This window comes from Bradyrhizobium sp. BR2003 (genome assembly GCF_009720285.1).
In the GTDB taxonomy this organism is placed as follows: domain Bacteria; phylum Pseudomonadota; class Alphaproteobacteria; order Rhizobiales; family Xanthobacteraceae; genus Bradyrhizobium; species Bradyrhizobium elkanii.
In genome coordinates this window covers 14,838-38,115 of the sequence record NZ_SMYJ01000023.1, presented here as the reverse complement: position 1 = coordinate 38,115, position 23,278 = coordinate 14,838, and the positions used below count along the sequence as shown (strand labels likewise).

General features: G+C 65.3%; 22 protein-coding genes. 12 read left to right on the top strand and 10 right to left on the bottom strand.

The annotated features are described in order from the left end of the window. Positions 1-60: 60 nt before the first annotated feature. Both E2I15_RS16145 and E2I15_RS16140 read left to right on the top strand, forming a co-directional pair. A complete protein-coding gene (locus E2I15_RS16145) occupies positions 61-471 on the top strand; it encodes a helix-turn-helix domain-containing protein (RefSeq protein WP_137484197.1) in 411 nt (136 codons plus the stop codon). Then, entirely contained in the window at positions 468-1,397 is a 930-nt protein-coding gene (locus E2I15_RS16140) for an IS3 family transposase (protein ID WP_137484199.1), read from the top strand. Before E2I15_RS16145 ends, E2I15_RS16140 begins: the two co-directional genes overlap by 4 nt. A 131-nt stretch (positions 1,398-1,528) precedes the next feature. Here the strand turns inward: E2I15_RS16140 and E2I15_RS16135 are convergent, their stop codons facing one another. Further along, the gene (locus tag E2I15_RS16135; protein WP_137483794.1) at positions 1,529-2,311 is read right to left on the bottom strand and encodes an IclR family transcriptional regulator; all 783 of its coding nucleotides are present in this window, start codon (positions 2,309-2,311) and stop codon (positions 1,529-1,531) included. A gap of 145 nt (positions 2,312-2,456) precedes the next feature. Between E2I15_RS16135 and leuC the strand changes: the two genes are divergently transcribed. The 6 genes from leuC to E2I15_RS16105 are packed head-to-tail and all read left to right on the top strand — an operon-like array spanning position 2,457 to position 8,404. Beyond that, positions 2,457-3,860 (top strand): 3-isopropylmalate dehydratase large subunit, encoded by a 1,404-nt coding sequence (leuC, locus tag E2I15_RS16130; RefSeq protein ID WP_137483795.1) that lies wholly within the window; start codon positions 2,457-2,459, stop codon positions 3,858-3,860. Between the two features lie 3 nt (positions 3,861-3,863). Then, on the top strand, positions 3,864-4,514 hold the full coding sequence (gene leuD / locus E2I15_RS16125; protein WP_137483796.1) for a 3-isopropylmalate dehydratase small subunit: 651 nt from the start codon (positions 3,864-3,866) through the stop codon (positions 4,512-4,514). Continuing rightward, positions 4,511-5,644: a 3-isopropylmalate dehydrogenase gene (leuB, locus tag E2I15_RS16120; protein WP_137483825.1), complete on the top strand. Its 1,134-nt coding sequence runs from the start codon at positions 4,511-4,513 to the stop codon at positions 5,642-5,644. Before leuD ends, leuB begins: the two co-directional genes overlap by 4 nt. Further along, positions 5,644-6,705 (top strand): ABC transporter substrate-binding protein, encoded by a 1,062-nt coding sequence (locus E2I15_RS16115; protein ID WP_137483797.1) that lies wholly within the window; start codon positions 5,644-5,646, stop codon positions 6,703-6,705. Before leuB ends, E2I15_RS16115 begins: the two co-directional genes overlap by 1 nt. After that, the gene (locus E2I15_RS16110; RefSeq protein ID WP_155262425.1) at positions 6,702-7,535 is read left to right on the top strand and encodes an ABC transporter ATP-binding protein; all 834 of its coding nucleotides are present in this window, start codon (positions 6,702-6,704) and stop codon (positions 7,533-7,535) included. Before E2I15_RS16115 ends, E2I15_RS16110 begins: the two co-directional genes overlap by 4 nt. Beyond that, positions 7,532-8,404, top strand: coding sequence for an ABC transporter permease (locus E2I15_RS16105; RefSeq protein ID WP_137483799.1), 873 nt, complete (start codon positions 7,532-7,534; stop codon positions 8,402-8,404). Before E2I15_RS16110 ends, E2I15_RS16105 begins: the two co-directional genes overlap by 4 nt. Positions 8,405-8,452: 48 nt before the next feature. Here E2I15_RS16105 and E2I15_RS38745 read toward each other — a convergent pair whose 3' ends face one another. Beyond that, positions 8,453-8,629, bottom strand: coding sequence for a hypothetical protein (locus E2I15_RS38745; RefSeq protein WP_162832403.1), 177 nt, complete (start codon positions 8,627-8,629; stop codon positions 8,453-8,455). 529 nt (positions 8,630-9,158) lie between these two features. Between E2I15_RS38745 and E2I15_RS16095 the strand changes: the two genes are divergently transcribed. Further along, positions 9,159-10,664, top strand: coding sequence for a CYTH and CHAD domain-containing protein (locus tag E2I15_RS16095; protein WP_137483800.1), 1,506 nt, complete (start codon positions 9,159-9,161; stop codon positions 10,662-10,664). A 28-nt stretch (positions 10,665-10,692) separates the two neighbouring features. Here E2I15_RS16095 and E2I15_RS16090 read toward each other — a convergent pair whose 3' ends face one another. The 7 genes from E2I15_RS16090 to E2I15_RS16060 form a co-directional block, all read right to left on the bottom strand. Beyond that, a complete protein-coding gene (locus E2I15_RS16090; protein ID WP_338134508.1) occupies positions 10,693-10,866 on the bottom strand; it encodes a hypothetical protein in 174 nt (57 codons plus the stop codon). Positions 10,867-10,959: 93 nt separating this feature from the next. Beyond that, positions 10,960-12,501: a galactarate dehydratase gene (gene garD, locus E2I15_RS16085; protein ID WP_137483802.1), complete on the bottom strand. Its 1,542-nt coding sequence runs from the start codon at positions 12,499-12,501 to the stop codon at positions 10,960-10,962. A gap of 198 nt (positions 12,502-12,699) precedes the next feature. After that, positions 12,700-14,148, bottom strand: a complete 1,449-nt coding sequence (locus E2I15_RS16080; RefSeq protein ID WP_137483803.1) for an aldehyde dehydrogenase family protein — start codon at positions 14,146-14,148, stop codon at positions 12,700-12,702. An 18-nt stretch (positions 14,149-14,166) separates the two neighbouring features. Then, positions 14,167-15,522 carry a glucarate dehydratase gene (gudD, locus tag E2I15_RS16075; protein ID WP_137483804.1) on the bottom strand — a complete coding sequence of 452 codons (1,356 nt, stop codon included), beginning with the start codon at positions 15,520-15,522 and terminating at the stop codon, positions 14,167-14,169. Between the two features lie 43 nt (positions 15,523-15,565). Continuing rightward, positions 15,566-16,507 carry a 5-dehydro-4-deoxyglucarate dehydratase gene (gene kdgD / locus E2I15_RS16070; RefSeq protein ID WP_137483805.1) on the bottom strand — a complete coding sequence of 314 codons (942 nt, stop codon included), beginning with the start codon at positions 16,505-16,507 and terminating at the stop codon, positions 15,566-15,568. 126 nt (positions 16,508-16,633) lie between these two features. Then, positions 16,634-17,539, bottom strand: coding sequence for a LysR family transcriptional regulator (locus tag E2I15_RS16065; RefSeq protein WP_028333278.1), 906 nt, complete (start codon positions 17,537-17,539; stop codon positions 16,634-16,636). A gap of 339 nt (positions 17,540-17,878) precedes the next feature. Then, positions 17,879-19,216: an MFS transporter gene (locus E2I15_RS16060; protein ID WP_137483806.1), complete on the bottom strand. Its 1,338-nt coding sequence runs from the start codon at positions 19,214-19,216 to the stop codon at positions 17,879-17,881. 215 nt (positions 19,217-19,431) lie between these two features. On the opposite strand from E2I15_RS16060, the gene E2I15_RS16055 reads away from it, so the two are divergent. Both E2I15_RS16055 and E2I15_RS16050 read left to right on the top strand, forming a co-directional pair. Beyond that, positions 19,432-20,463, top strand: coding sequence for an alpha/beta fold hydrolase (locus tag E2I15_RS16055; protein ID WP_137483826.1), 1,032 nt, complete (start codon positions 19,432-19,434; stop codon positions 20,461-20,463). Positions 20,464-20,477: 14 nt separating this feature from the next. Beyond that, the gene (locus tag E2I15_RS16050; RefSeq protein ID WP_137483807.1) at positions 20,478-21,428 is read left to right on the top strand and encodes a fatty acid desaturase; all 951 of its coding nucleotides are present in this window, start codon (positions 20,478-20,480) and stop codon (positions 21,426-21,428) included. A gap of 3 nt (positions 21,429-21,431) precedes the next feature. Here the strand turns inward: E2I15_RS16050 and E2I15_RS16045 are convergent, their stop codons facing one another. Further along, positions 21,432-22,043 (bottom strand): TetR/AcrR family transcriptional regulator, encoded by a 612-nt coding sequence (locus E2I15_RS16045; RefSeq protein ID WP_137483808.1) that lies wholly within the window; start codon positions 22,041-22,043, stop codon positions 21,432-21,434. Between the two features lie 181 nt (positions 22,044-22,224). On the opposite strand from E2I15_RS16045, the gene E2I15_RS16040 reads away from it, so the two are divergent. Next, the gene (locus tag E2I15_RS16040; RefSeq protein WP_137483809.1) at positions 22,225-23,250 is read left to right on the top strand and encodes a histone deacetylase family protein; all 1,026 of its coding nucleotides are present in this window, start codon (positions 22,225-22,227) and stop codon (positions 23,248-23,250) included. Positions 23,251-23,278: the final 28 nt, after the last annotated feature.

Here is a 23,278-nt window from a genome sequence, read left to right as displayed (position 1 = left end):
TGGAGTGCCCCCCAAAAGTGAGACACGGGAAATTAGGGACAGTTCTCTAACGGAGAACGAATGCCCAACAAATCACCCCGTGTTTTCAGCCGAGAGTTCAAGCTTGAGGCGGTTCGCCGCATTCTGGCGGGCGAGCGGATAAGGGCGCTTTCAGACGAGCTGAAGGTGCTGCGCAAGGATCTCTACGCTTGGCGCGATCTGTTTCGTGCAGGCGGGGCGGCAGCGCTGCGGCCGCTGGGTCGCCCCCGCAAGGGCGAAGCGGTTGTTCCAGCAGCAGTGAGGAAGCGTGCGCGCGATATTGCGGCGGCCGACCCGGGCGCGCCGGAGCGGATTGCCGAACTCGAGCGCAAGATCGGCCAGCAGCAGATTGAACTGGATTTTTTTCGGCAAGCCTTGCGGCGGGTCAAGGAAGCACGCCGGCCGAGCAGCGGGCCTGGCGTGACGGGGTCTACGAGGTCATCCAGGCGATGACGATCCCCCCGCGGCAAGGCGAACTGACGATCGAACGGATGTGCGCCCTGGCTGGCGTCAGCCGGGCCGGTTACTACCGACATTGGGCGGCTTGCGCCCCACGTGCCGAGGAAACCGGCGTGCGGGACGCAATCCAGCGGCTGGCGCTTGCCTATAGGCATTACGGCTATCGCCGGATCGCCGCGCAGCTGCGCCGCGAAGGCTTTGTGGTCAACCGCAAGCGCGTGCTTCGCCTGATGAGAGAGGATAATCTGCTGTGCCTGCGGCAGCAGCCGTTCGTGCCTGTTACGACCGACTCGCGCCACCCGTGGCGGGTGGTACCGAACCTGGCCCGCGGTATGGTGCCGAGTGGCCTCGATCAGCTCTGGGTGGCGGACATCACCTACATCCGCCTGCAGGAGGAGTTCGCCTATCTCGCCATCGTGCTCGATGCCTTCAGCCGGCGTGTCGTCGGCTGGGCCTTGGAGACGCACCTAGAGGCGCGCCTGGCGATCGCGGCACTCTCCATGGCGCTGGCGGCGCGCCAACCGAGGCCCGGCAGCCTGATCCATCACTCCGACCGGGGTATCCAATACGCCTGTAGCGACTACACCGAATTGCTCCAGCAGCACGACGTCGCCCCGAGCATGAGCCGGGTCGGCAATCCCTACGACAACGCCAGAGCGGAGAGCTTCATGAAGACCCTCAAGCAAGAGGAGGTCAACGGCCAGACCTATCGCGATGCGCAGCAGGCGAGAAATGCGATCGGCGCCTTCATCGAACAGGTATACAATCGTCAGCGGCTGCACTCGGCTTTGGCTTACCGGCCGCCAGCCGAGTTCGAAACAAATCTACCGCATGGCGGGGCTGCTGCGCAGCAGCCCCGCCATGCGGCCCTAACCCATCAACCCGCCCCGCCGCCTCAGGCGCTCGGCACCTGTCCCTGATTATCGTGTCTCACATCAGGGGTGCAGTTCAGTCTCGCCGCTGCACAAGTCCCCGGATTGCGCTCCGCTTCATCCGGGCTACGGCTCCGTCATTCGCACGACACGCGCTACGCGTCCTGAGAGGTCTTTTCTCAAACGAATTTTGGCCCGGCTGCGTCTGTCAGCTCCTTCAGCCGGCTCTGCATCACTTCAATGATGTGCGCGCGCTTTGCCGCGATTCGTTCGATCGGGCCGCCGATGCCGATCGCGAGCGGAGCGCGTCGCTTCGGCAGGGGAACGAGCATGCCTATTGTGTTTGCGCCCGGCGTCGTGCGGCCGCCTGTCTCGGAAAAGCCGCGGCGGCGAATGCGCTCGACCTCTTCGAGAAAGGCGGATTCGCGAACGCGCGCCGACTGACTCGGCTCCTCGGCATTGTTGCGCCGGATAATGCCACGAATTTTGGTGTTCGGCATTTGGCTCAGTAGCACATGTCCGAGCGCTGTCCGCACCATCGGTCGTATTTGACCGGCTTGTGCCGTGTACTGAAGCTGAGAGCCGCCGGGGACAACGTGCAGATATTGCATCCCGGCGGCGCCGGCCTGTTGTCCGAGCATGACGGTTTCGCCGCCCGTCGCGGTCCAGAGTTCCTCCATCAGATCGGTGAGCTTGGTATCACGGAACGGGGAACGACGGATCCAGTCACCCAGCAGATTGACCCGGTAGCTCGGGATGAAAAGCCGGGTCTTTCGCTCGTATTCCAGGTAGTTCAATTCGACGAGACATCGAAGCAACACCGACGTGCTCGATTGGGGCATCTCCAACGCGGACGATATTTCGGTCACGGAAGCAGCCCGCTTTGTTTTCCGAAAGAACTCCAGAACTGCGAACGTCCGCATGGCCGATTTGACGATGGCCGTCTTGTTCGGATTCGGCATGGCTGGCTCCTCGGCGGGTCAAGTACCTCACCTCCATCACATATGTGATGTTAGGGCAAAACTGCTTCACTTGACGACAACTTTGGCCCAGATTGGCGTCAATAAGATCAAGCCGCATGGAAACGCACAGAGCAGGGGAAGGCGGATGCCCGGCCGAAGTTTGCTCGAGAAGATCTGGGACCAGCACGTCATTGCTCGCCTCAGCGAGGACACTGACCTCCTTCATATCGACCGCCATCTGCTGCACGATCTCGGCGGGTCGCGCGGTCTGCTCGATCTCAAGAGCCGGGGCCTCAAGGTCCACAATCCCGAACTGACCTTTGCAACGCCGGATCACGCGCTGTCGACGGCGCCCGGCCGCGCCGGAACCAGTAAGATCGGAATGGAATTGCTGGCGGCGCTGCGGGTCGAGACCTCGGCGAGCGGCATCACGCTGTTCGATGTCGATCAGCCCGGCCAGGGCATCGTCCACGTCATCGGTCCGGAACTCGGCTTGAGCCTGCCGGGCGCCACGATCGTCTGCGGCGACAGCCACACCTGCACCCATGGCGGCTTGGGGGCGCTCGCCTTCGGCATAGGGTCGAGCGAGCTCACCCATGTGCTGGCGACTCAGGCGCTGATCCAGCGCCGTCCGAAGACGATGCGCGCGCGCTTCGAGGGCAAGCTGCCGCTCGGCGTCACCGCCAAGGACATGATCCTGGCGCTGATCGGCCATATCGGCGCCGCCGGCGGCACCGGCTATGCGGTCGAATATGCCGGCAGTGCGATCCGCGCGCTGCCGATCGAGGGCCGGCTCACGATCTGCAACCTCTCGATCGAGCTCGGCGCCAAGATGGGCATGGTGGCGCCGGACGAGAAGACGTTCGAATTCCTGCGCGGCCGTCCCTATGCGCCGCAAGGCGCGATGTGGGATCTCGCGGTGAAAGCGTGGCGCGAACTGCCGAGCGATCCCGACGCGGTGTTCGATCGCGAGGTCGTGATCGACGTCAAGAAGATCATTCCGCAAGTGACCTGGGGCATCAGTCCCGAGCACGTCGTCGGCGTCGACGGTGTCATTCCCGATCCGAAGGCGGTCGACGATCCGTTGCGGCGCGCCGCGATCGAGACCGCGCTGGAGTATATGGGCCTGCAGGGCGGCGCGCCGATCGCGGGCACGCCGGTCGATTGGGTGTTCATCGGCTCCTGCACCAACAGCCGGCTCAGCGACCTGCGCGCCGCGGCCGAGATCGCGCGCGGCCGCAAGGTCGCGGCCGGGGTCCGCGCCTGGGTGGTGCCGGGCTCGGAGAACGTCAAGCGCGAGGCGGTCGCCGAAGGGCTCGACAAGATCTTCATCGACGCCGGTTTCGAGTGGCGCGAGCCGGGCTGCTCGATGTGCCTTGCCGCCAATGGCGAGGTGGTGGCGCCCGGGCAGCGCTCGGTCTCGACCTCGAACCGCAATTTCGTCGGCCGGCAAGGGCCGCGCGCGCGGACGCATCTGGCGAGCCCCGCGAGTGCCGCGGCATCCGCCATTGCCGGCGCGATCGCCGATGTCAGGATGATGGGACGCTAGAGCATGCCAAAACCGTTCGACAAGCTCACCGCAACCGCCGCGCCGATCATGCGCGGCAATATCGATACCGACGTCATCATCCGCATCGAGCGCCTGGTCGGCAACTCGATCCGCGGCACGCTCGGCAAATGGGCGTTCGGCTCGCTGCGCTACCTGCCCGACGGCTCGGAGAATCCGGAGTTCATCCTGAACCGCGAGCCGTATCGCGAGGCGGAGATTTTGGTGACCGGGCCGAATTTCGGCTGCGGCTCCTCGCGCGAGGGCGCGGTGTGGTCGCTGCAGGAGCGCGGCATCCGCGCCATCATCGGCTCCGGCTTCGGCGACATCTTCTTCGCCAACTGCTTCCAGAACGGAATCCTGCCCGTCATCGTCGACAAGGCGGTGGTCGATCAGCTGGCCGCCGACATCGAGGCGACGCAGGGCGCGGGCAAGGTTTCCATCGACCTCGAGGCCCAGACCATCGTCTCGCCGTCGGGCGCGCGGCATTCGTTCGAGATCGACCCCCGGCGGCGCGAGGGGCTGCTGAAGGGGCTCGACGAGGTGGCGTTGACGCTGCAACGCGACGACGAGATCCACGCATTCCAGGCCTCCGACTGCGCGGCGCGGCCATGGATTCATTCGACAACGACACCCGCTTCAAGGACACCGGCATGAGCACGCAATCCAACATGGTCAAGGTCGCCGTCGTCGGCGGTGAGGGCATCGGCCCCGAGGTCACCGCGCAGTCGCGCCGCGTGCTCGACTGGTTCGCGGCGAAGCGCGGCGTTCCGATGACGCTGCGCGAGGCGCAGTACGGCCTGATCCCGTATCTTGCGACCGGCAAGGTGCTGCCCGAGGACACCGCCGAGGCGATGGACGAGGCCGACGCGATCCTGTGGGGTGCGACTGGCGGACCGGAGACCACCGAGGTGCCGGCCGCCGCACGCAAGGCCGGCAGCTTGCTGGGCCTGCGCAGCAAATACGATCTCTACGCCAATCTGCGGCCGATCGTAGCGAGCCCGGCACTGTCGGCCTCGGCGCCGCTCAAGGCCGAGGTGCTCGACGGCGTCGATTTCGTCATCATCCGCGAACTGACCAGCGGTATCTATTTCGGCGAGCCGCGCGGCATCGAGACACTGCCCGACGGCCAGCGCCGCGGCTTCAACACCGAGCAATACACCACGAACCAGATCCGCCGCGTGGCGCGCTCGGCCTTCGAGCTGGCGCGGACCCGGCGCAACAAGGTCTGCTCGGTCGACAAGGCCAATGTACTGGAGACCAGCGTGGTCTGGCGCGAAGAGGTGATCAAGCTGCACAAGGAGGAATTCTCCGACGTGGAGCTGACCCATCTCTATGTCGATAACGCCGCGATGCAGATCGTGCGCGAGCCGCGGCAGTTCGACGTCATGGTGACCGGCAACATCTTCGGCGACATCCTGTCGGACTGCGCGGCGATGGCTTCGGGCTCGCTCGGCATGCTGCCGTCGGCATCGCTCGGCCCGGTCGATCGCTTCGGCCGGCGCAAGGCGCTCTATGAGCCGGTGCATGGCAGCGCGCCCGACATCGCGGGCAAGGGCATCGCCAATCCGCTCGGCTCGATCCTCAGCGTCGCGATGCTGCTGCGCCTGACGCTGAATCGGCCTGAGGACGCCGACCTGCTGGAGAAGGCGGTGCAGACCGCGCTTGCCTCTGGCGCGCGCACGGCCGATATCGCCGAGGCCGGGGCAAAAAAGCTGTCGACTGTCCAGATGGGCGATGCGGTGCTCGGCGCGCTCGACAAGATCTCGGCCACGGAGCACGCGTGATGGCGCGCCTCACCATGCCCCACATTTCGCGGCGATCGGCGCTGACGGTGATCGCCGCCGGTGGCGCGGCGCTGGCGACCGGGCGTGCGTTGGCGCAGGCGGCCACGGGTCGCGCAATCTATCCGGTCGCGGTGCCGGTCTATCAAACGCAATTTGTTGCCGACCGTATCGGCTACTTCAAGGAGGCCGGGCTCGACTGCAAGCTGGTGCAAGGTGGCAGCGGTGTGAAGACCCGCGAAATCATCGCCTCGTCGCAGGGCGATATCGGCATCGGCGACGTCACCCATCCGATGCAGCTGACCAATCACGGCCGCGCCGCGCGCGTGCTGTTGCCGGTCGACACGCGATCGAACTCGGTGATGTTCATCCTGCGCAAGGATCTGAAGGACCAGGGCATCAACTCGCTGGAGGCTTTCACGCAATGGAAGCGGCCCGACGGCCGCAAGCCGATCGTCTCGGTCTCCTCGCTCGGCGGCACCAACCATGTCTGGTCGTCCTACTACATGGAAACCATGGGACTCGACGACAAGGTGACCTGGATCGGCACCGGCAATGTCGACACCATGCTGGGATCGCTGAAGTCGAAGCAGGTCGATATCCTCGTCAGTTCGCTGTCGCTGTTGAACGAGGCGCAGCAGCAGGGCTGGGGCGAATTGCTGTTCGACGGCACCGACGAGGCGATCTGGAACAAGCATATCGGCGGCAAGGTGCCGGTGACCGCGCATTTCACGCTGCAGGCCACCATCGACAAGGACCCGGCCAAGATGCAGGCCTACGTCACCGCGCTGTGGCGCGCGTCGCAGTGGATCAAGACCCACAAGCCGACCGAGGTCTACGACGCCATCGAGCCCTATGTCGGCAGCACCTCGCGCGAGGCCAATCTGCTGGAGATCACGTCGATCCAGAAGGTCGCGGACTATGAGGGCACGATCGATACCGCAAGCTTCGCGCGCGGCGAGAAAGTCTGGTTCCGCGAGATGACCGGCATCAAGCCGCTCAAGATCGCCGACGTGGTCAACTCCAACCTGATCGAAGCGGCGCGAAAGGCCTATCCGGGTTGAGCGCGCTCGAGACAAGCGCAACCGTGTCGCCGCGCGCCCCGGCCGATCGCCGCGTCGAGGTCAAGGGCCTGAGCAAGTCGTTCCAGCTTGCCAAAACCACAATCGAGGCGGTGCGTGACGTGACCTTCGACGTGCGCCGCGGCGAATTCGTCGCGCTGCTCGGGCCGTCGGGCTCCGGCAAGAGCACGGTGCTCAACATGATTGCCTCGCTGATCCGCCCCACCGGCGGCGAGATCCTGATCGACGGCAAGCGCGTCGTCGCCGGCAAGGCGACGCCCGATGTCGGCTATGTCTTCCAGCGCGACACGCTGTTTCCATGGCGGACCGTCGGCGACAATATCGGCTACGGGCTGGAGCTGTCAGGCGTGCCGGCTCACGAACGGAAGGAGCGCATCGCCGAATGCGTCGCGCAAGCGGGCCTGAAGGGATTCGAGAACGCCTATCCGTCGGCGCTGTCGGGCGGCATGCGCCAGCGCGCGGCGTTGATGCGCACTTTGATCGTCGAGCCGCAGATCCTCCTGATGGACGAGCCGTTCGGTGCGCTCGACACCCACACCAAGATCGACATGCACGAGGTGCTGCTTCGGATCTGGGAGCGCGAGCAGCAAACCGTGCTGTTCGTGACCCATGATCTCGGCGAGGCGTTGACATTGGCCGACCGCATCATCCTGTTCTCGGCGCGGCCGGGCCGCATCAAGGACATGTTCGAGGTCGACTTCGCCCGCCCGCGCGATGCGGTGAAGGTGCGCGAGACCCCGCATTATGCCGAGCTGTTCCAGCACATCTGGCATTCGCTGGGCGAGGAATTCGTCAAGGGCCGCAGCGCATGAAGAGGTACGGCACGCTCGGCACGGTCGGCTGGCAGGTCCTGATCTGCGCCGTGGTGCTGTCGGTCTGGCAATGGGGCTACGACCTCCGCACCAGACTGCCCTGGCTGGTGCCCGACCTGCTCGATCCCTACTTCATCTCGAAGCCGTCGATGATCTTCGACAACTTCCTGATCCAGAGCTGTCTGATCTCGAAGCTCGGCGTCTTCAACAGCTGGTTCAACGGCGACTTCGGAAAGTGTCTGGCGCGCAACGAGAACAACCTCTGGGCCGCGACCGCCATCACCCTGAAGAATACCTTCTTCGGCTTCGTCACCGGCGTGGTCAGCGGCTTCGTCGCCGGGCTGATCCTGGGACGATCCGACCGGCTGAGCGCGATCTTTCAGCCCTTCATCACCGCGGTGAACTCGATCCCGCGGATCGCGCTGGCGCCGATCATCGTGCTGGCATTCGGGATCGGCGACATGTCGAAGATCGTGACGTCCTGGATCGTCGTCGTATTCCTGGTGTTCTTCAACACCTTCGAGGGCGCGCGCTCGATCGACGAGGGCTTCACCAATGCCGCGCGGCTGCTCGGCGCCAGCGAATGGCAGATCACGCGGACGGTGGTGATCCCCTCGACGATGGCCTGGGTGTTCGCCTCGCTGACGCCTGCGATCTCCTTCGCACTGATCGGCGTGATCGTCGGCGAGTTCATCGGCGCCGAGCGCGGCATCGGCCGCCTCATCATCGAATCGGAGGCGCGCGGCGAGGCCTCGGGCATGATGGTTGCTGTCGTGGTGCTGATGCTGGTCGGTGTGGTGCTGTCGGCGATTATCTGGCGGTTGCAGGCCTATCTGTTGCGCTGGCAGCGGCAGCGCAGCACCGAGTAGGCCGCGGGCCGTGGCGACGTCGTATTTGTCGCCACGGCCGGGCTGGATCTAGGCTGCATTTTCCGCTGGCGAAGTCTCACCGTCGAGCCAATCCTGTTCCTTTGCCAGCGCGCGCCAGGCCGCTTCCATTCGCTTGAAGCGCTTGTGGGTCGGCTCGTCGTCGGCACGCTCGGCAAGCTGCGCGCAGTTCTCCGCATTGTCGAGGAAGTGCTGTGACTGTTTCATGGAACGTCCTCCTGTTAGTTAAGGACGTGGGACATCAATTCAGGCTATTCAACGCGTGGAACATGGGGATTTCGCCACACAGATGAATGCCTGTTCAGCGAGTTCCCCGCGCGATGTTTTGCACAGGCGCGTGAGCAACTGCAGCACGGTCGGTACAGGAACGGTAGGTCGCACGCGACGTTGGCGTGAGGACGTATCTGTTGGCTGCGGCCATGGTGACCGCGATCGCATCGTCTGTGTTCGCCGATGATGTCGGTGTCCGCGTTGGCCCCGTCGCGCGGGCGTAACGGTTGGTCGGACGCCTGAGTATCGCGATCGTGATCGCACCACCGTGATCAGGGAGCGTGAGCCGCGCCGTGACCGGACCACGGTCATCAAGAAGCAGGACGAGTTCGGCAATCGCAGCACGACCGTGATCCACAACGACGACGATTGGCGCCAACTCAGACGATCTTGTGTTAGCATGAACGTCCGCCGCTGACCTCGTCACGGCGGACGTTTGCTTGGTGCCCCAGGCCACGGAGCGACGATGGCGGCTGAGACGGAGCTCAAATTCCGCGTTCCCGCGCGCAAGCTCAAGGGACTGACGAAACCGCGGATCGCCGGCAGCAAAAGCGGCGCACCATCCGTGAGCGATCTCGTCTCGACCTATTTCGACACGGCGAAGCACAAGCTCAGGCGGCACGGACTGACGCTGCGTGTGCGGCGGGATGGCGCCAACTATGTTCAGACCATCAAGTCCGGGGCGGGCCCACAGTTTGAACGGGGCGAATGGGAGACCGACGTTGCGGATGGACACCTCGACCTCGACAAGGCCGAAGGTACACCGCTCGAAAAGCTCGCGTCTGACAGGCTGCGTCACAAGCTGAAGCCGGTGTTCGCGACGTCAGTCCGGCGCATTACCGTGCCGCTGCGGACGAAACGCAGCGAGATCGAGCTGGCGATCGATCGCGGCTACACCACGGCCGGGCACCGTTCGCGCCGAATCGACGAGGTCGAACTCGAACTCAAGAGCGGCCGCCCGCTCGACCTGTTCCGGGTCGCCAGGGCGCTGGAGCAGAAGGCGGCGGCAGAGCTCGATCTACGCTCGAAAGCCGAACATGGCTATGAGCTCGCGGGTGGTGGCGAGCAAGTCGTGGTCTCCGCCGCGAGCATCGTGATCGACGCCGGGCTTACCGCCGGCGCGGCGTTCCGGGTGATCGCGCGCGCCGCGCTTCGTCACTTCTCGTCGAATGCCGACGCTGTCCGCGAGGGCGAGGCGGAAGGCATTCACCAGATGCGGGTTGGGTTGCGGCGGCTGCGCGCCGCGATCTCGCTGTTCTCGAAGATTCTCACCGTAGCCCCGACGGAAGACATCAAGACGCAACTGAAGTGGCTCAGCAACGCGCTCGCGCCGGCGCGCGAGCTTGATGTGTTCGTCAAGGAAGATATCGAGCCTGCATCGCATGACGCGCTGCTGCAGCGAGGCGGCAAAGCGATCCGGCAGGAATTCTCCGACCGCCGCGACCGTGCATTCGCCGGCGCGCGGCAGGCGGTCAATTCGCGGCGCTATCGGTCGATGCTGATCGACACGTTGCAATGGGTCGAGGCAAGGCAGACCATTGCCGCGGAGGACGAAGGCGGTCCGATCGAGGAATTCGCCGCCGCGCTGCTGCATCGCCGCATCAGGAAGCTGCGCAGGGATGGCCGGCGTCTCGACGAACTGTCGGCCCGGGAGCGGCACAAGGTGCGCATTAGGGCCAAGAAGCTCAGATACGCGATCGACTTCTTCGAAAGCCTGTTTCCGCGCAAGGGTGAGCGCAAGCAGCTCGCGCGGCTGTCCAGGCACCTGAAGCGGGTCCAGGATGCGCTCGGCTCGCTCAACGATTTTGTCGCGCACCGCAAGCTGGCGGTCGATGCGGCGCTGAAGGCCCCGCATCGGAAGGAGCGCGCCAGCGCCTTTGCCTCGGGCGTTGTGCTTGGCCGCGAGGAACAGGCGGTCAAGCCGCTGATCAAGGTCGCCGCCAAGGAAGTGCGAGGACTCGAAAAATTTTGACAAGCGTCTGGTGGCGAACTCCGGGCATCTATGCCGCTGGTGATGCCCCCGATTGCCTCTCTCGCTCGGCGGCTGCGATCTGGCTGCGACATTCCTCCGCGTAGGCACGCAGGCGCTCGACCGTCAACAAGTCCATGCCGGTGCGTGCCAGCCGCTCGGCGCGGTCGGCCTGATCTCTGAGATCATCGGTTGTCCGGGTCATGTGTGCCTCCATGCCCAGACAATTTGAATCGAATTGCGACGTTCCCCGGCGAGTCAGGACGTGGCTAACGGGTGGTTAAGGAGCCGCGGATGCTCAGGTCACCGGCGCCGGGTTGAACAGCGTCAGATCGTTGTGGATGCCCCAGCGGTCCGACCACGGCTTGGTGCGCCCGCTCGCGACGTCGAGGATCAAGCGGAACAGGTCCCAGCCGGTTTCCTCGATGGTCCTCTCGCCGGTGGCGATGCAGCCGGCGTCGAAATCGATCAGGTCCTTCCAGCGCCGCGCCAGCTCGCTGCGGGTCGCGACCTTGATGACCGGCGCGGCGGCTAGGCCATAGGGCGTGCCGCGGCCGGTGGTGAACACCTGCAAGGTCATGCCGGAGGCGAGCTGCAGCGTGCCGCAGATGAAGTCGCTGGCGGGCGTCGCCGCAAACAGCATGCCCTTCTGCCGCGCCTTCTCGCCCGGCGACAGCACGCCCGCGATCGGGCCGGAGCCGGACTTGACGATCGAGCCCAGCGACTTCTCGACGATGTTGGCAAGGCCGCCCTTCTTGTTGCCCGGCGTGGTGTTGGCGCTGCGGTCGGCGCCGCCGCGGGCGAGATAGGCGTCATACCATTCCATCTCGCGGATCAGCGCGCGGCCGACATCCTCGTTGATGGCGCGGCGGGTCAGCAGCTGGATCGCGTCGCGCACTTCGGTGACTTCCGAGAACATCACGGTCGCACCGGCGCGCACCAAAAGATCGGCGGCAAAGCCCACCGCGGGGTTCGCGGTCACGCCGGAGAACGCGTCGCTGCCGCCGCATTGCAGGCCGATCACGAGGTCAGCGGCCGGGCAGGTCTCGCGCTTGCGGGCGTTGAGCACCTTCAGCCGGGCTTCGGCCTGGGTCATGATGGCATCGACGATGGCGCCGAAGCCGTCGAAAGCCTCGTCCTGCATCCGCACGATGGCATCGCCGACGCCCTCGGGCACCAGCCGTTCCGGCGCGAGCTTCTCGCAGCCGAGGCCGACGACGAGGATCTCGCCGCCGAAATTCGGGTTGAGCGCGAGATTTTGCAGGGTGCGGATCGGCACCACGGCGTCGGGCGCCGTGATCGCGACGCCGCAGCCATAGGCGTGGGTCAGCGGCACGACGTCGTCGACATTGGGATATTTCGGCAAGAGCTCGGCGCGGATGCGCTTGACCGCATATTCCATCGTGCCCTTGACGCATTGCACGGAGGAGGAGATGCCGAGGATGTTCTTGGTGCCGACCGAGCCGTCGGGATTGCGATAGCCCTCGAAGGTGAAGCCTTCGAGCGGCGGCAGCGCCGGCGGCACGGCGGTCGCGATCTCGAGCTGATCGAGCGGCGGCGCGTCGGGCATGCGGATGCGTGCCTCGTCGACCCACTCGCCGGCCAGGATCGGCGACAGCGCCGTGCCGATCACCTCGCCATAGCGGATAATGGGTGCACCCTCGGCGATGTCTTCCAGCGCGGTCTTGTGGCCCTGCGGCACGAAGGCGCGCAGCGTCAGGCCCGAAGCGAAGCGCGAGCCGGCGGGCAGGCCGAAATCATTCACGACGATCGCGACGTTGTCGCGCTCGTTGAGCTTGATATAGCGGGGCTGCTCCTGCGCGCCGATCGACTGGTCCATGAGGCTTCTCCTGACTTTGCGTTACCTCTCCCGCTTGCGGGGGGCGGCACGCGACGAGCGACGCGAAGCGTCGTCCGGAGCGTGACGGGTGGGGGCTCTCTCCACCGAATGACTCGTGGAGAGAGCCCACCCCGACCCTCCCCCGCAAGCGGGAGAGGGGGCGCAGCGCTTGCGCGGCTGCAACTCGTTTCAACGCTCTCAACCCGGGAAGGTGTAAGCCGTCTTCACCGTGGTGTAGAACTCGCGGGCATAGGCGCCCTGTTCGCGTGCGCCGTAGCTCGAGCCTTTGCGGCCGCCGAACGGGACGTGGTAGTCGACGCCGGCGGTCGGCAGGTTGACCATCACCATGCCGGCCTCGCTGTTGCGCTTGTAGTGCGAGGCGTATTTCAGACTGGTGGTGCAGATGCCCGAGGCGAGGCCGAACTCGGTGTCGTTGGAGATCGCCAGCGCCTCTTCATAATCCTTGGCGCGGATCACGCAGGCGACCGGGCCAAAGATCTCCTCGCGCGCGATGCGCATCTGGTTGGTCGTCTCGGTGAACAGCGCCGGCTGCAGATAGAAGCCCGGCGTCTCGCGGTTGAGCAACTCGCCGCCCCAGTGCAGGCGGGCGCCTTCGTCCTGGCCGATCTTGATGTAGCGCAGGTCCTGGTCGAGCTGGCTCTGGTCGACGACCGGGCCGACATGCACCCCGCTCTTCAGCGCGTCATCCACCGAAAGCCCCTTCATGCGCTCGGTCATCGCGGCGACGAAGCGGTCGTGAATTCCCGCGGTGACGATCAGGCGCGAGGACGCCGTGCAGCGCTGGCCGGTCGAGAAATAGGCGCCGTTGACCGCGACCTCGACCGCGACCTTCACGTCGGCGTCGTCGAGCACGACTAGCGGGTTCTTGCCGCCCATCTCGAGCTGGAACTTCTTCATGGGGTCGGAGAGCACGCAGGCCTGCGCGATCTTGCGGCCGGTCTGAACCGAGCCGGTGAAGGAGATCGCGGCGACGTCGGGATGATCGAGCAGGGTCTGGCCGACCACCGACCCCGAGCCGACCACGAGGTTGAACACGCCGGAGGGAATGCCGGAACGCGCGATGATCTCGGACAGCGCGTGCGCCGAGCCCGGCACCAGCTCGGCCGGCTTGAACACGACGGCGTTGCCGTAGCAGAGCGCCGGCGCGATCTTCCAGGCCGGGATCGCAATCGGGAAGTTCCACGGCGTGATCATACCGACGACGCCGACCGGCTCGCGAGTGATCTCGACGTCGAGGCCGGGGCGCACCGATGCGCCTTTCTCGCCCATCAGCCGCAGCGCTTCGCCGGCGAAGAACGCAAAGATCTGCCCGGCGCGCGCCACCTCGCCGATACCCTCGGGGAGCGTCTTGCCCTCCTCGCGGGCGAGCAGGCGGCCAAGCTCTTCCTTGCGGGCGAGGATTTCGACGGAAATCTTGGTCAGCGCGTCGAAGCGCTCCTGCGGCGTCGAGCGCGCCCAGGCCGGGAATGCGGTCTTCGCCGCGGCGATCGCCTTTTCGGTCTGCGCCTTGTCGGCTTTGGCGTATTCGCCGACCACATCCTTGGTGTTGGAGGGGTTGATGTCCCGCGTGATGCCTGTTCCGTCGACCCATTCGCCGGCGATGAAGTTCTTCTGGTGAGCGGTCATGTTTCCAACCTTTCTTTTTTAGCGCACGAGGCAGGGACGCTTGTCGTCGAAGGTCCACCCCTGGATCAGGAACTGCATGGCCAGCGCGTCGTCGCGGGCGCCGAGACCATGCTGCTTGTATAGCGCGTTCGCGGCCTCGATGGCACCGCGATCGAGCTCGATGCCTAGGCCCGGCCGATCCGGGATCGCGATCTTGCCGCCCTTGATCTGCAGCGGCTGGCGCGTCAACGCCTGGCCGTCCTGCCAGATCCAGTGGGTGTCGATCGCGGTCACCTTGCCGGGCGCGGCGGCGCCGACATGGGTGAACATCGCCAGCGAAATATCGAAATGGTTGTTGGAGTGCGAACCCCAGGTCAGGCCGTTGTCGCGGCAGGTCTGCGCCACCCGCACCGAGCCCTGCATGGTCCAGAAATGCGGATCGGCGAGCGGAATGTCGACCGCGCCAAGCCGCAATGCGTGCGAGAGCTGGCGCCAGTCGGTCGCGATCATGTTGGTCGCGGTCGGCATCCCGGTGGCGCGGCGGAACTCGGCCATGATTTCACGGCCGGAGAAGCCGGCCTCGGCGCCGCAGGGGTCCTCGGCATAGGCGAGCACGCCATGCATGTTGCTGCATAGCCGGATCGCCTCGTCGAGCGACCAGGCGCCGTTCGGGTCGAGCGTCACGCGCGCCTTCGGAAAGCGTTTAGCGATTGCGGTGACGGCCTCGATCTCCTCTTCGCCCCTGAGCACGCCGCCCTTGAGCTTGAAATCGGCAAAGCCGTAATGCGCCTGCGTCGCTTCGGCGAGACGCACGATCGCCTCCGGCGTCATCGCCACCTGGTGGCGCAGATCGAACCAGTCGGGCTTGCCGGTCTCGCCCTCGACGTAAGGAAGGCTGGTCTTCCGGCGATCGCCGACAAAGAAGAGATAGCCGAGCGTCTCGACGCTGGTGCGTTGCTGGCCTTCGCCGAGCAGCGCTGCGACCGGGAGATTGAGATGCTGGCCGAGCAGATCGAGCAGCGCGGATTCGACCGCGGTGACCGCATGGATGGTGACGCGGAGGTCGAAGGTCTGCTTGCCACGGCCGCCGGCGTCGCGATCGGCGAAGGCCTGGCGCATCGAGGCCAGGATGTTGTTGCAGGCGCCGATGGTCTGGCCGACGACGAGGTCGTGGGCGTCCTCGAGCGTCTTCTTGATCTTCTCGCCGCCCGGCACCTCGCCGACGCCGGTGTGGCCGGAGTTGTCGGTGAGGATAACGAGGTTGCGGGTGAAGAACGGCGCATGCGCGCCGCTCAGATTGAGCAGCATGCCGTCGCGGCCGGCGACCGGGATCACCTCCATCGCCGTGACAACAGGTGCGCCGGCAAAGCCGGTGCGGATCGTGTCCTGGATCATCTGCTCCTCCCTTCGTCCTTCGCTGTCGTCTTGGCGGTTCCGCCTATTCTGCCGCTTGCCGCACCGCGGCCTGCGGCAGCTTGGCCACCAATGCCGCGAGCTCGGCGATCTCCTGCGCGGTGAGATCAGTTAGCGGCGGCCGCACCGGGCCGGAGTAGCGGCCGATCACCTTCATGCCGGCCTTGATGATCGACACCGCATAACCCTTCTTGCGGTTGCGTATCGCGATCAGCGGCAGGATGAAATCCTTCAACCCTGCATGGATGGTCTGATGATCGCGCCGGCGCACGGCGGCGTAGAATTTGGTGGCGAATTCCGGCACGAAGTTGAACACCGCCGACGAATAGGTGGTCACGCCCATGTCGAGATAGGGCAGGGCAAAGGTCTCCGCGGTCGGCAGGCCGCCGATATAGGTCAGGCGATCGCCGAGCCGGGTATAGACGCGAGTCATCAGCTCGATGTCGCCGATGCCGTCCTTGTAGCCGACGAGGTTCGGGCAGCGCTCGCAGAGGCGCGCCAGCGTATCGGGCTGCAGGATCGCATTGTCGCGGTTGTAGACGATGACGCCGATCTTGACCGACGCGCACACCGCCTCGACATGCGCGGCGAGGCCGTCCTGCTCGGCCTGCGTGAGATAGGGCGGCAGCAAGAGCAGACCGTCGGCGCCGGCCTTCTCTGCGCCAACCGCGATCTCGCGCGCGATCGCGGTGCCGTAGCCGGTGCCGGCCAGCACGGGAACGCGGCCCTTGGTCTCGTCGACCGCGATCTTCACGACGTGGGGAACTTCGCTCGGCGTCAGCGAGAAGAACTCGCCGGTACCGCCGGCTGCGAACAGGCCGGCAACGTCATAGCCGCACAGCCAGTCCATGTTGGCGCGATAGGTCGTCTCGTCGAACGAATAGTCCGCGTTGAACGGGGTCACGGGGAAGGACAGGAGGCCGCCACCGATTCTGGCGGCCATCTCCTGAGGGGTCATCTTGCTCATGGCGCCACTCCTTGAATGTTTCTGGGAACGGGATGCGCGAGCAGCGCGCGTCCATGACGGAGTCTCTAGGAGATGGTTCGATGCGCGTCCAAGCCAAACGCGGTATCGAGCGATGCTAACTCTGCATCAATCGCCGCGCAGATGCGGCGCTGCAATTTCGGTTGCGATCTCGATCAGTGACGGCAGCAACTGGTTCTCGTGATCGCGCCGCCACACCATGAACAGCTCGACCGGCACGGGTGATCGGAGCTTCAGCGGCTTCAGCTTGACCTCCGCGATCTTCAGGCTGGCGGCTGCTTCCGGCACGATCGCAACGCCGAGCCCGGCGCGCACCATGGCGAGGATCGAATGGATCTGGCTGAGATGCTGCACATAGCGCGGCAGCACGTCGGCGCGCGTGAACATCGACACCAGCAAATCGTGGAAGTAGCGCGCCTCATAGGGCGAATACATCACGAAAGGCTGGTCGTCGAAATCCTTGATGCTGACGGTCTCGGCCGCGGCGAGCGGATGCTTCTTCGGGATCGCGGCGAGCAACGGCTCGGCCACGACGCGCCGGCTGGCGAATTCCGGCCGCGCGATCGGCGGGCGCAGCAGGCCGGCATCGATCTGCCCGGTGGTGAGCGCCTCGAACTGATCGCCGGAGACCATTTCCTTCAGGGAAAAATCGACCTCGGGCAGGCGCGAGCGGCAGGCCGCGATCAGGTCGGGCAGGAAGCCATAGGCGGCCGCGGCGGTGAAGCCGATCTTGAGCGAGCCGGTCTTGCCGAGCGCGATGCGGCGGGCAACCTGCGAAGCGGATTCCGCGAGCTTGAGGATGCGCCGCGCCTCGGGCAGGAAGCTGCGTCCGGCCGGCGTCAGCCGCACCGAGCGGCTGGTGCGTTCCAACAGCGGCGCGTCGATGATGTGCTCGAGCACCTGGATCTGCCGGCTCAGCGGCGGTTGCGTCATGTTGAGCCGCGCCGCGGCGCGGCCGAAATGCAATTCCTCGGCCACCGTGACAAAGCAGCGGAGCTGGCTCAGGTCGAACATCGATGCAAGCCCGGAATGGATCGCGCGGGGATTTGTACGTTCTAGCATCGATGCCTCCCACTGGCCAAGAAGACAAAAAGCAGACAAACAATCGGACAAAGACGGCGGCCGAAGCCGCCGTTTGGTTTTCTACTCCCTCTCCCCGTTCTTACGGGGAGAGGGTTGGGGGGAGGGGCTCTCTCTGCGTAACGGCCGCGTCAATTTGCAGGCCTGATCCGAACGAGTCGGAAGGACTGTCTTTGCGGAGATGTGTTGCTTCGCCCCTCACCCGAAATTCGCTGTGCGAATTTCGACCTCTCCCCGCGGAAGGGGGGGAGGTGAAGCGCGTTCAGGCCTGGCTCAGGCCGCCTTCAGCTGCACCCGCTTGATCTCGCCGACGATGAACAGATAGGCGATCGCCGCGACCAGCGCGTTGGCACCGACGAACACCAGCGCGCCGTTGAACGAGCCGGTGGCGGCGAGGATGTAGCCGATGATGATCGGCGTGGTGATCGAGGACAGGTTGCCGAAGGTGTTGAACAGACCGCCGGAGACCCCGCCGGCTTCCTTCGGCGAGGTGTCGGAGACAACCGCCCAGCCGAGCGCGCCGATGCCCTTGCCGAAGAAGGCGAGCGCCATGAAGCCGACCACCAGTGCCTGGCCGTCGACATAGTTGCAGGCGATGATCGACATCGACAACAGCATGCCGCCGACGATCGGGATCTTGCGCGCCATGGTCAGCGAGCCGGTGCGGCGCAGGATGTAGTCCGAGATCACGCCGCCGAGCACACCGCCGATGAAGCCGCACAGCGCCGGCAAGGTCGCGACGAAGCCGGCCTGCAGGATCGAGAGCCCGCGCTCCTTCACCAGATAGACCGGGAACCAGGTCAGGAAGAAGTAGGTCAGCGTGTTGATGCAGTACTGGCCGATATAGACGCCGAGCATCATCCGGTTGGCGAGCAGCTGGCGGATGTGGTCCCAGCGCGGGCCGCTGTCATGGGCCTTGCCGTCCTTCGTCGCGTCCATGTCGACCAGCGCGCCACCCTGCTTGATGTAGTCGAACTCGGTCTCGTTGATCGCGGGGTGCTCCTTCGGCTCGTAGATGGTCTTGATCCAGGCAATGCCCATGACGATGCCGAGCGCACCCATCACGTAGAACACATGGCGCCAGCCATACTCATGGGCGATCCAGCCCATCAGCGGCGCGAAGATCACGGTGGCGAAATACTGCCCCGAATTGAAGAAGGCCGAGGCGGTGCCGCGCTCATTGCCGGGGAACCAGGAGGCGACGATGCGGGCATTGGCCGGAAATGACGGTGCCTCGGCGATACCGACCAGAAAGCGCAGGGCGAACAGCAGGACCACGGCCGCGCCGGCGGAGAGGAACCCGACCAGGCCTTGCATCGCGGTGAATATCGACCAGACGATGATGCTGATCGCATACACCCATTTGGAGCCGAAGCGGTCGAGCAGCCAGCCGCACGGCACCTGCGCGACCACATAGGACCAGCCGAACGCCGAGAACACGTAGCCCATCGCGACGGGATCGAGATGCAGTTCCTTGGAAAGGGCGGGGCCGGCGATCGAGAGCGTGGCGCGATCGGCATAGTTCACGGTGGTGACGAGAAACAGCATCGTCACGATCAAGAGCCGGACGCGGGATCGCCGCGTGTCTGCGGCGGACACAATTGCGCTCATTAGCGCCTCCTCGAAAATTTCCTCGGGGTCTGTCCTAGAGAGATGACGACAATGGGTCCAAGCCGAAACGGGTATTGATCCATACCGATTTTGAATGGATCGGCCTTGGTGTCATTCCACCTTCGCCGCTATTGCCAGGGCTTCGTATTTACTGTACTATTAGTACAGTAATTTTGGGCGCAGCGCTGCGCCCGGCTGCTTGAGGTCGAATGCCGATGACCACGCCGCGCGACTATGAGGTGTTCGAGGCCGGTGATGTGACGCTGCAGGGCGGTGCCGTGTTTCCGCAACTGAGGCTCGCTTACAAGACCTACGGCACGCCGAGCGCGGCGCGGGACAACGTCATCCTGTATCCGACGTCGTTTGCCGCACAGCACACCGACATCGAATGGCTGGTGCAGCCGGGCGGGGCGCTCGATCCCAAGCGCTACTTCATCGTCATCGCGAATCTGTTCGGCAATGGCCTGTCCTCCTCGCCGTCGAATTCGGCCGAGGTGCTCGGCGGCGCGCCGTTTCCCGCCTTCACCTACCATGACGCGGTCGCGATCCAGCGGCGGCTGCTGGTCGAGCGGTTCGGCGTGACCAGGCTCGCGCTGGTCTATGGCTGGTCGATGGGCGGCATGCAGGCCTATCATTGGGCCGCGCGATATCCCGACATGGTCGAGCGCGCAGCCGTGGTTTGCGGCAGCGCGCGGTGCTCGCCGTATAATCATGTGTTCCTCGAAGGAGTGAAGGCCGCGCTGACCGCCGACCCGGCCTACCGGGACGGCCGCTTCGCCACCAAGCCCGCGGCGGGCCTTCGTGCGATGGGGCGCGTCTACGCCGGCTGGGCGATGTCGCATGAGTTCTATCGCGAGGAAGTCTGGCGCGAGGCCGGATTTGAATCGCTCGAGCAGTACCTCGCGGGATCCTGGGACGGTGCCTTCGCGCGGCGCGATGCGAATGATCTGCTGGCGCAGATCGCGATCTGGCAGGCCGGCGATATCAGCCGTTGCGATCAATTCGGCGGCGACTTCGACCGGGCGCTGGCCGCGATCAAGGCGCATATCCTGCTGATGCCGGGGCGTACTGATCGCTATTTCGACCCGCGCGACAACAAGGATGAACTCGGCCGCCTGGTCAACGCGCGCTCGGCCGCGCTGCACGCGATCCCGTCGATCCACGGGCACCGGGCCGGCAATCCCGCCAACAACGCCGACGACCGCGCCTTCATCAACGCCGAAATCTCGGCGTTGCTGCAACATTGACAGGTGAGACGACCATGAGCACCGCAGAGACCAGTGACGCCGGACCCCGCCTGAAGCCGCTCAGCCCGCTGACCTTGCGCGATTTGTCGATCAAGTCGAATCTTGCCGGCACGGTGCGTGCGGCAAGCCACTACGGGATGATCGTCATCGTCGGCGCGCTGATCTTCCTGGTCTCGTCGCGCCACGGCCTGCCATGGGCGCTGCCGCTGATGGCCGTGCAGGGCTACTTCGTCGCGTTCCTGTTCATGGTGGTGCATGAGACCGCGCACAAGACGGCGTTCCGCAGTCCGGCGCTCAATCTTGTCGTCGGCAATCTGTCCGCCTTCATGATCGGACTGCCCTACCAGTATTACTGCCTGTTTCACTGGGATCATCACCGCTACACGCAGGATCCCGAGAAAGACCCGGAGCTGATCGTCGGCCCCAAGCCCGCGTCGGACACCCAGCTCGCGGTCGCCTATTCGGGACTGCTGCAGGTGTTGGTTCGCATCCGCCTGATGCTTTGGCATGCACTCACCGGACAGGTGACCGTGCCGTGGATCCCGGAACACAAGCGCGCCGCGATTGTGCTGGAGGCGAGGCTCTATCTCGCCGGCTACCTGCTGTTGCTCGCGGCATCTTTCGCGCTTCACAGTGCGATCCTGCTCTGGGTGTGGATCGTGCCGCTCCTGGCCGGTCAGCTTATCCTGCGCCCCTATCTCTATGCCGAGCACACCGGTTGCGAGCGGACGCGGAGCGCGTTCGAGAACACGCGCACCACGATGACCGGCAGGATCATGAAATGGTTCGCATGGAACATGCCTTACCATGTCGAGCACCACGCCTATCCCACGGTGCCGTTCCATGCACTGCCGAAGCTGAACGCGATCGTCGATGGCCACATCGTGTATCGCGGCAGCAGTTACCGGGCCGTCACGCGCGAGACCTGGGCCTGGTTCCGCCGTCAGCGCGAGCGCTCTGCTTGATAGTCAAGCGTCCGCGCGTGGCCGCAGCACCAGATTGACGAGATTGCGGGCGTAGGGCTGCGTCAACGGCTTGATGCCGAAGACGTAGCGGTAGAACAGGCTGCCATAGATCGCGTCATAGATGTCGGCGGGGACGCCCGGCGCGCCGATGCTGCCGTCCTTCTGGCCGGCGGCGATGATCTCCAGCATCTTGCTGCGGCGCAGGCCGAGGTAACGCTCGTAGAACAGCTCCGCGGTGCCGGTCTTCGAGATGCATTCCGAGATCACGGCGAGCTGCACCCGACCGAACTCGCCCTGCAACGCCTCGACATAGGTTGCGACGTGGCGGCGGACGCGGGCCACCGGACTGCCGGTTTCGGGCAGCGGCACGGCCCGCGAGGCCTGGTCGAGGAAGGCATCGATCAGCAACGCTTCGCGCGACGGCCACCATTTGTAGATCGTCATCTTCGAGACGTTGGAATGCCTGGCGATCGCGTCGATGGTGGTCGCGGCGAGGCCGGTCGTCGCCATCAGCTGATAGGCGCCTTCCAGGATCGCGGCCGTGGTCGCGGCGGAGCGCGGCCGCCCGCGCCGCCCGGTTGCCGCTTCCTCCGTCTCCGTCTTGCCGCTGGCCATGGCCGGACTTCGCGTCCTGCGTCTTTCAATCATTGCGCTGCATGCGGGCATAGCATGAAATCGCGCTCGGTTTCAGATCGTCGCCGTCGCTGATAGTGTACAACGCGCAAGCCAAAGCTTGCGTGCGGCACATTGCCCTCGCTCTGTCCAGCTCAGCCGCCGATCAAACAGGAGTGTCCCCGTGAAGGCCGTCTACAGTGATCTGCACCGCAGCCATGATCCACAATTCTTCCTGGTCCGCGGTGTGGTCCAGCGTACCACCGAACAGCCCGAACGCGCCGACCGCCTGCTGGCGGGCCTGAAGGCCGGCAATCACACGCTGATCGAGCCGACCAGATTCGGGCAGGGGCCGCGGGCGCGCGTGCACAGTCCGGAATATCTGAGCTTTCTCGCGGGCGCCTGGGACGAATGGTCGGCGCTCGGCAATGCCGGACCCGAGATGATCGCGAACATTCACCCGGTGCGCACTGCCGGCACGTACCCAGTTCATATCGTCGGCAAGCTCGGCTGGCATACGATGGACACCGCGGCCCCGATCGGTCCCGGCACCTGGGCCGGCGCCTGCGCCGCGAGCGACGTCGCGGCCACCGCCGCGCAGATGGTGCTGGACGGCGAGGACGCCGTCTACGCGCTGTGCCGTCCGCCCGGCCATCACGCCTATCGCGACCTCGCCGGCGGCTTCTGCTTCCTCAACAACAGCGCGATTGCGGCCGAACATCTGCGCCAGAAGCATGAGCGCGTCGCGATCCTCGACGTCGACGTGCATCACGGCAATGGCACGCAAGGCATCTTCTATGAGCGGCCGGATGTCTTCACCGTCTCGATCCACGCCGATCCGTCGTTCTTCTACCCCTTCGTCTGGGGCTATGCGCATGAGCGCGGCGCCGGAGGCGGCCTCGGCACCAATCTCAACATTCCCCTCGCCAAGGGCACCGGTGACGACGACTACATGAAGGCGCTCGCAGCGGCGGAGAAGGCGATCCGCTCCTTCGCCCCGACCGCGCTCGTGGTCGCGCTCGGTCTCGACGCCTCCGAGAAGGACCCGCTTGCCGGTCTCGCCGTCACCACCGACGGCTTCCGCCGCATCGGCGAGGGGCTGGCCCGCTTCGGGCTGCCGACGGTGCTGGTGCAGGAGGGCGGCTATCTCTCCGACATCCTCGGCGCCAATCTGACGGCAGTGCTCGGCGGGTTTGAGGCCGCACGCTAGCGCAATTTCGGGCGAAGCGGTGACCGGT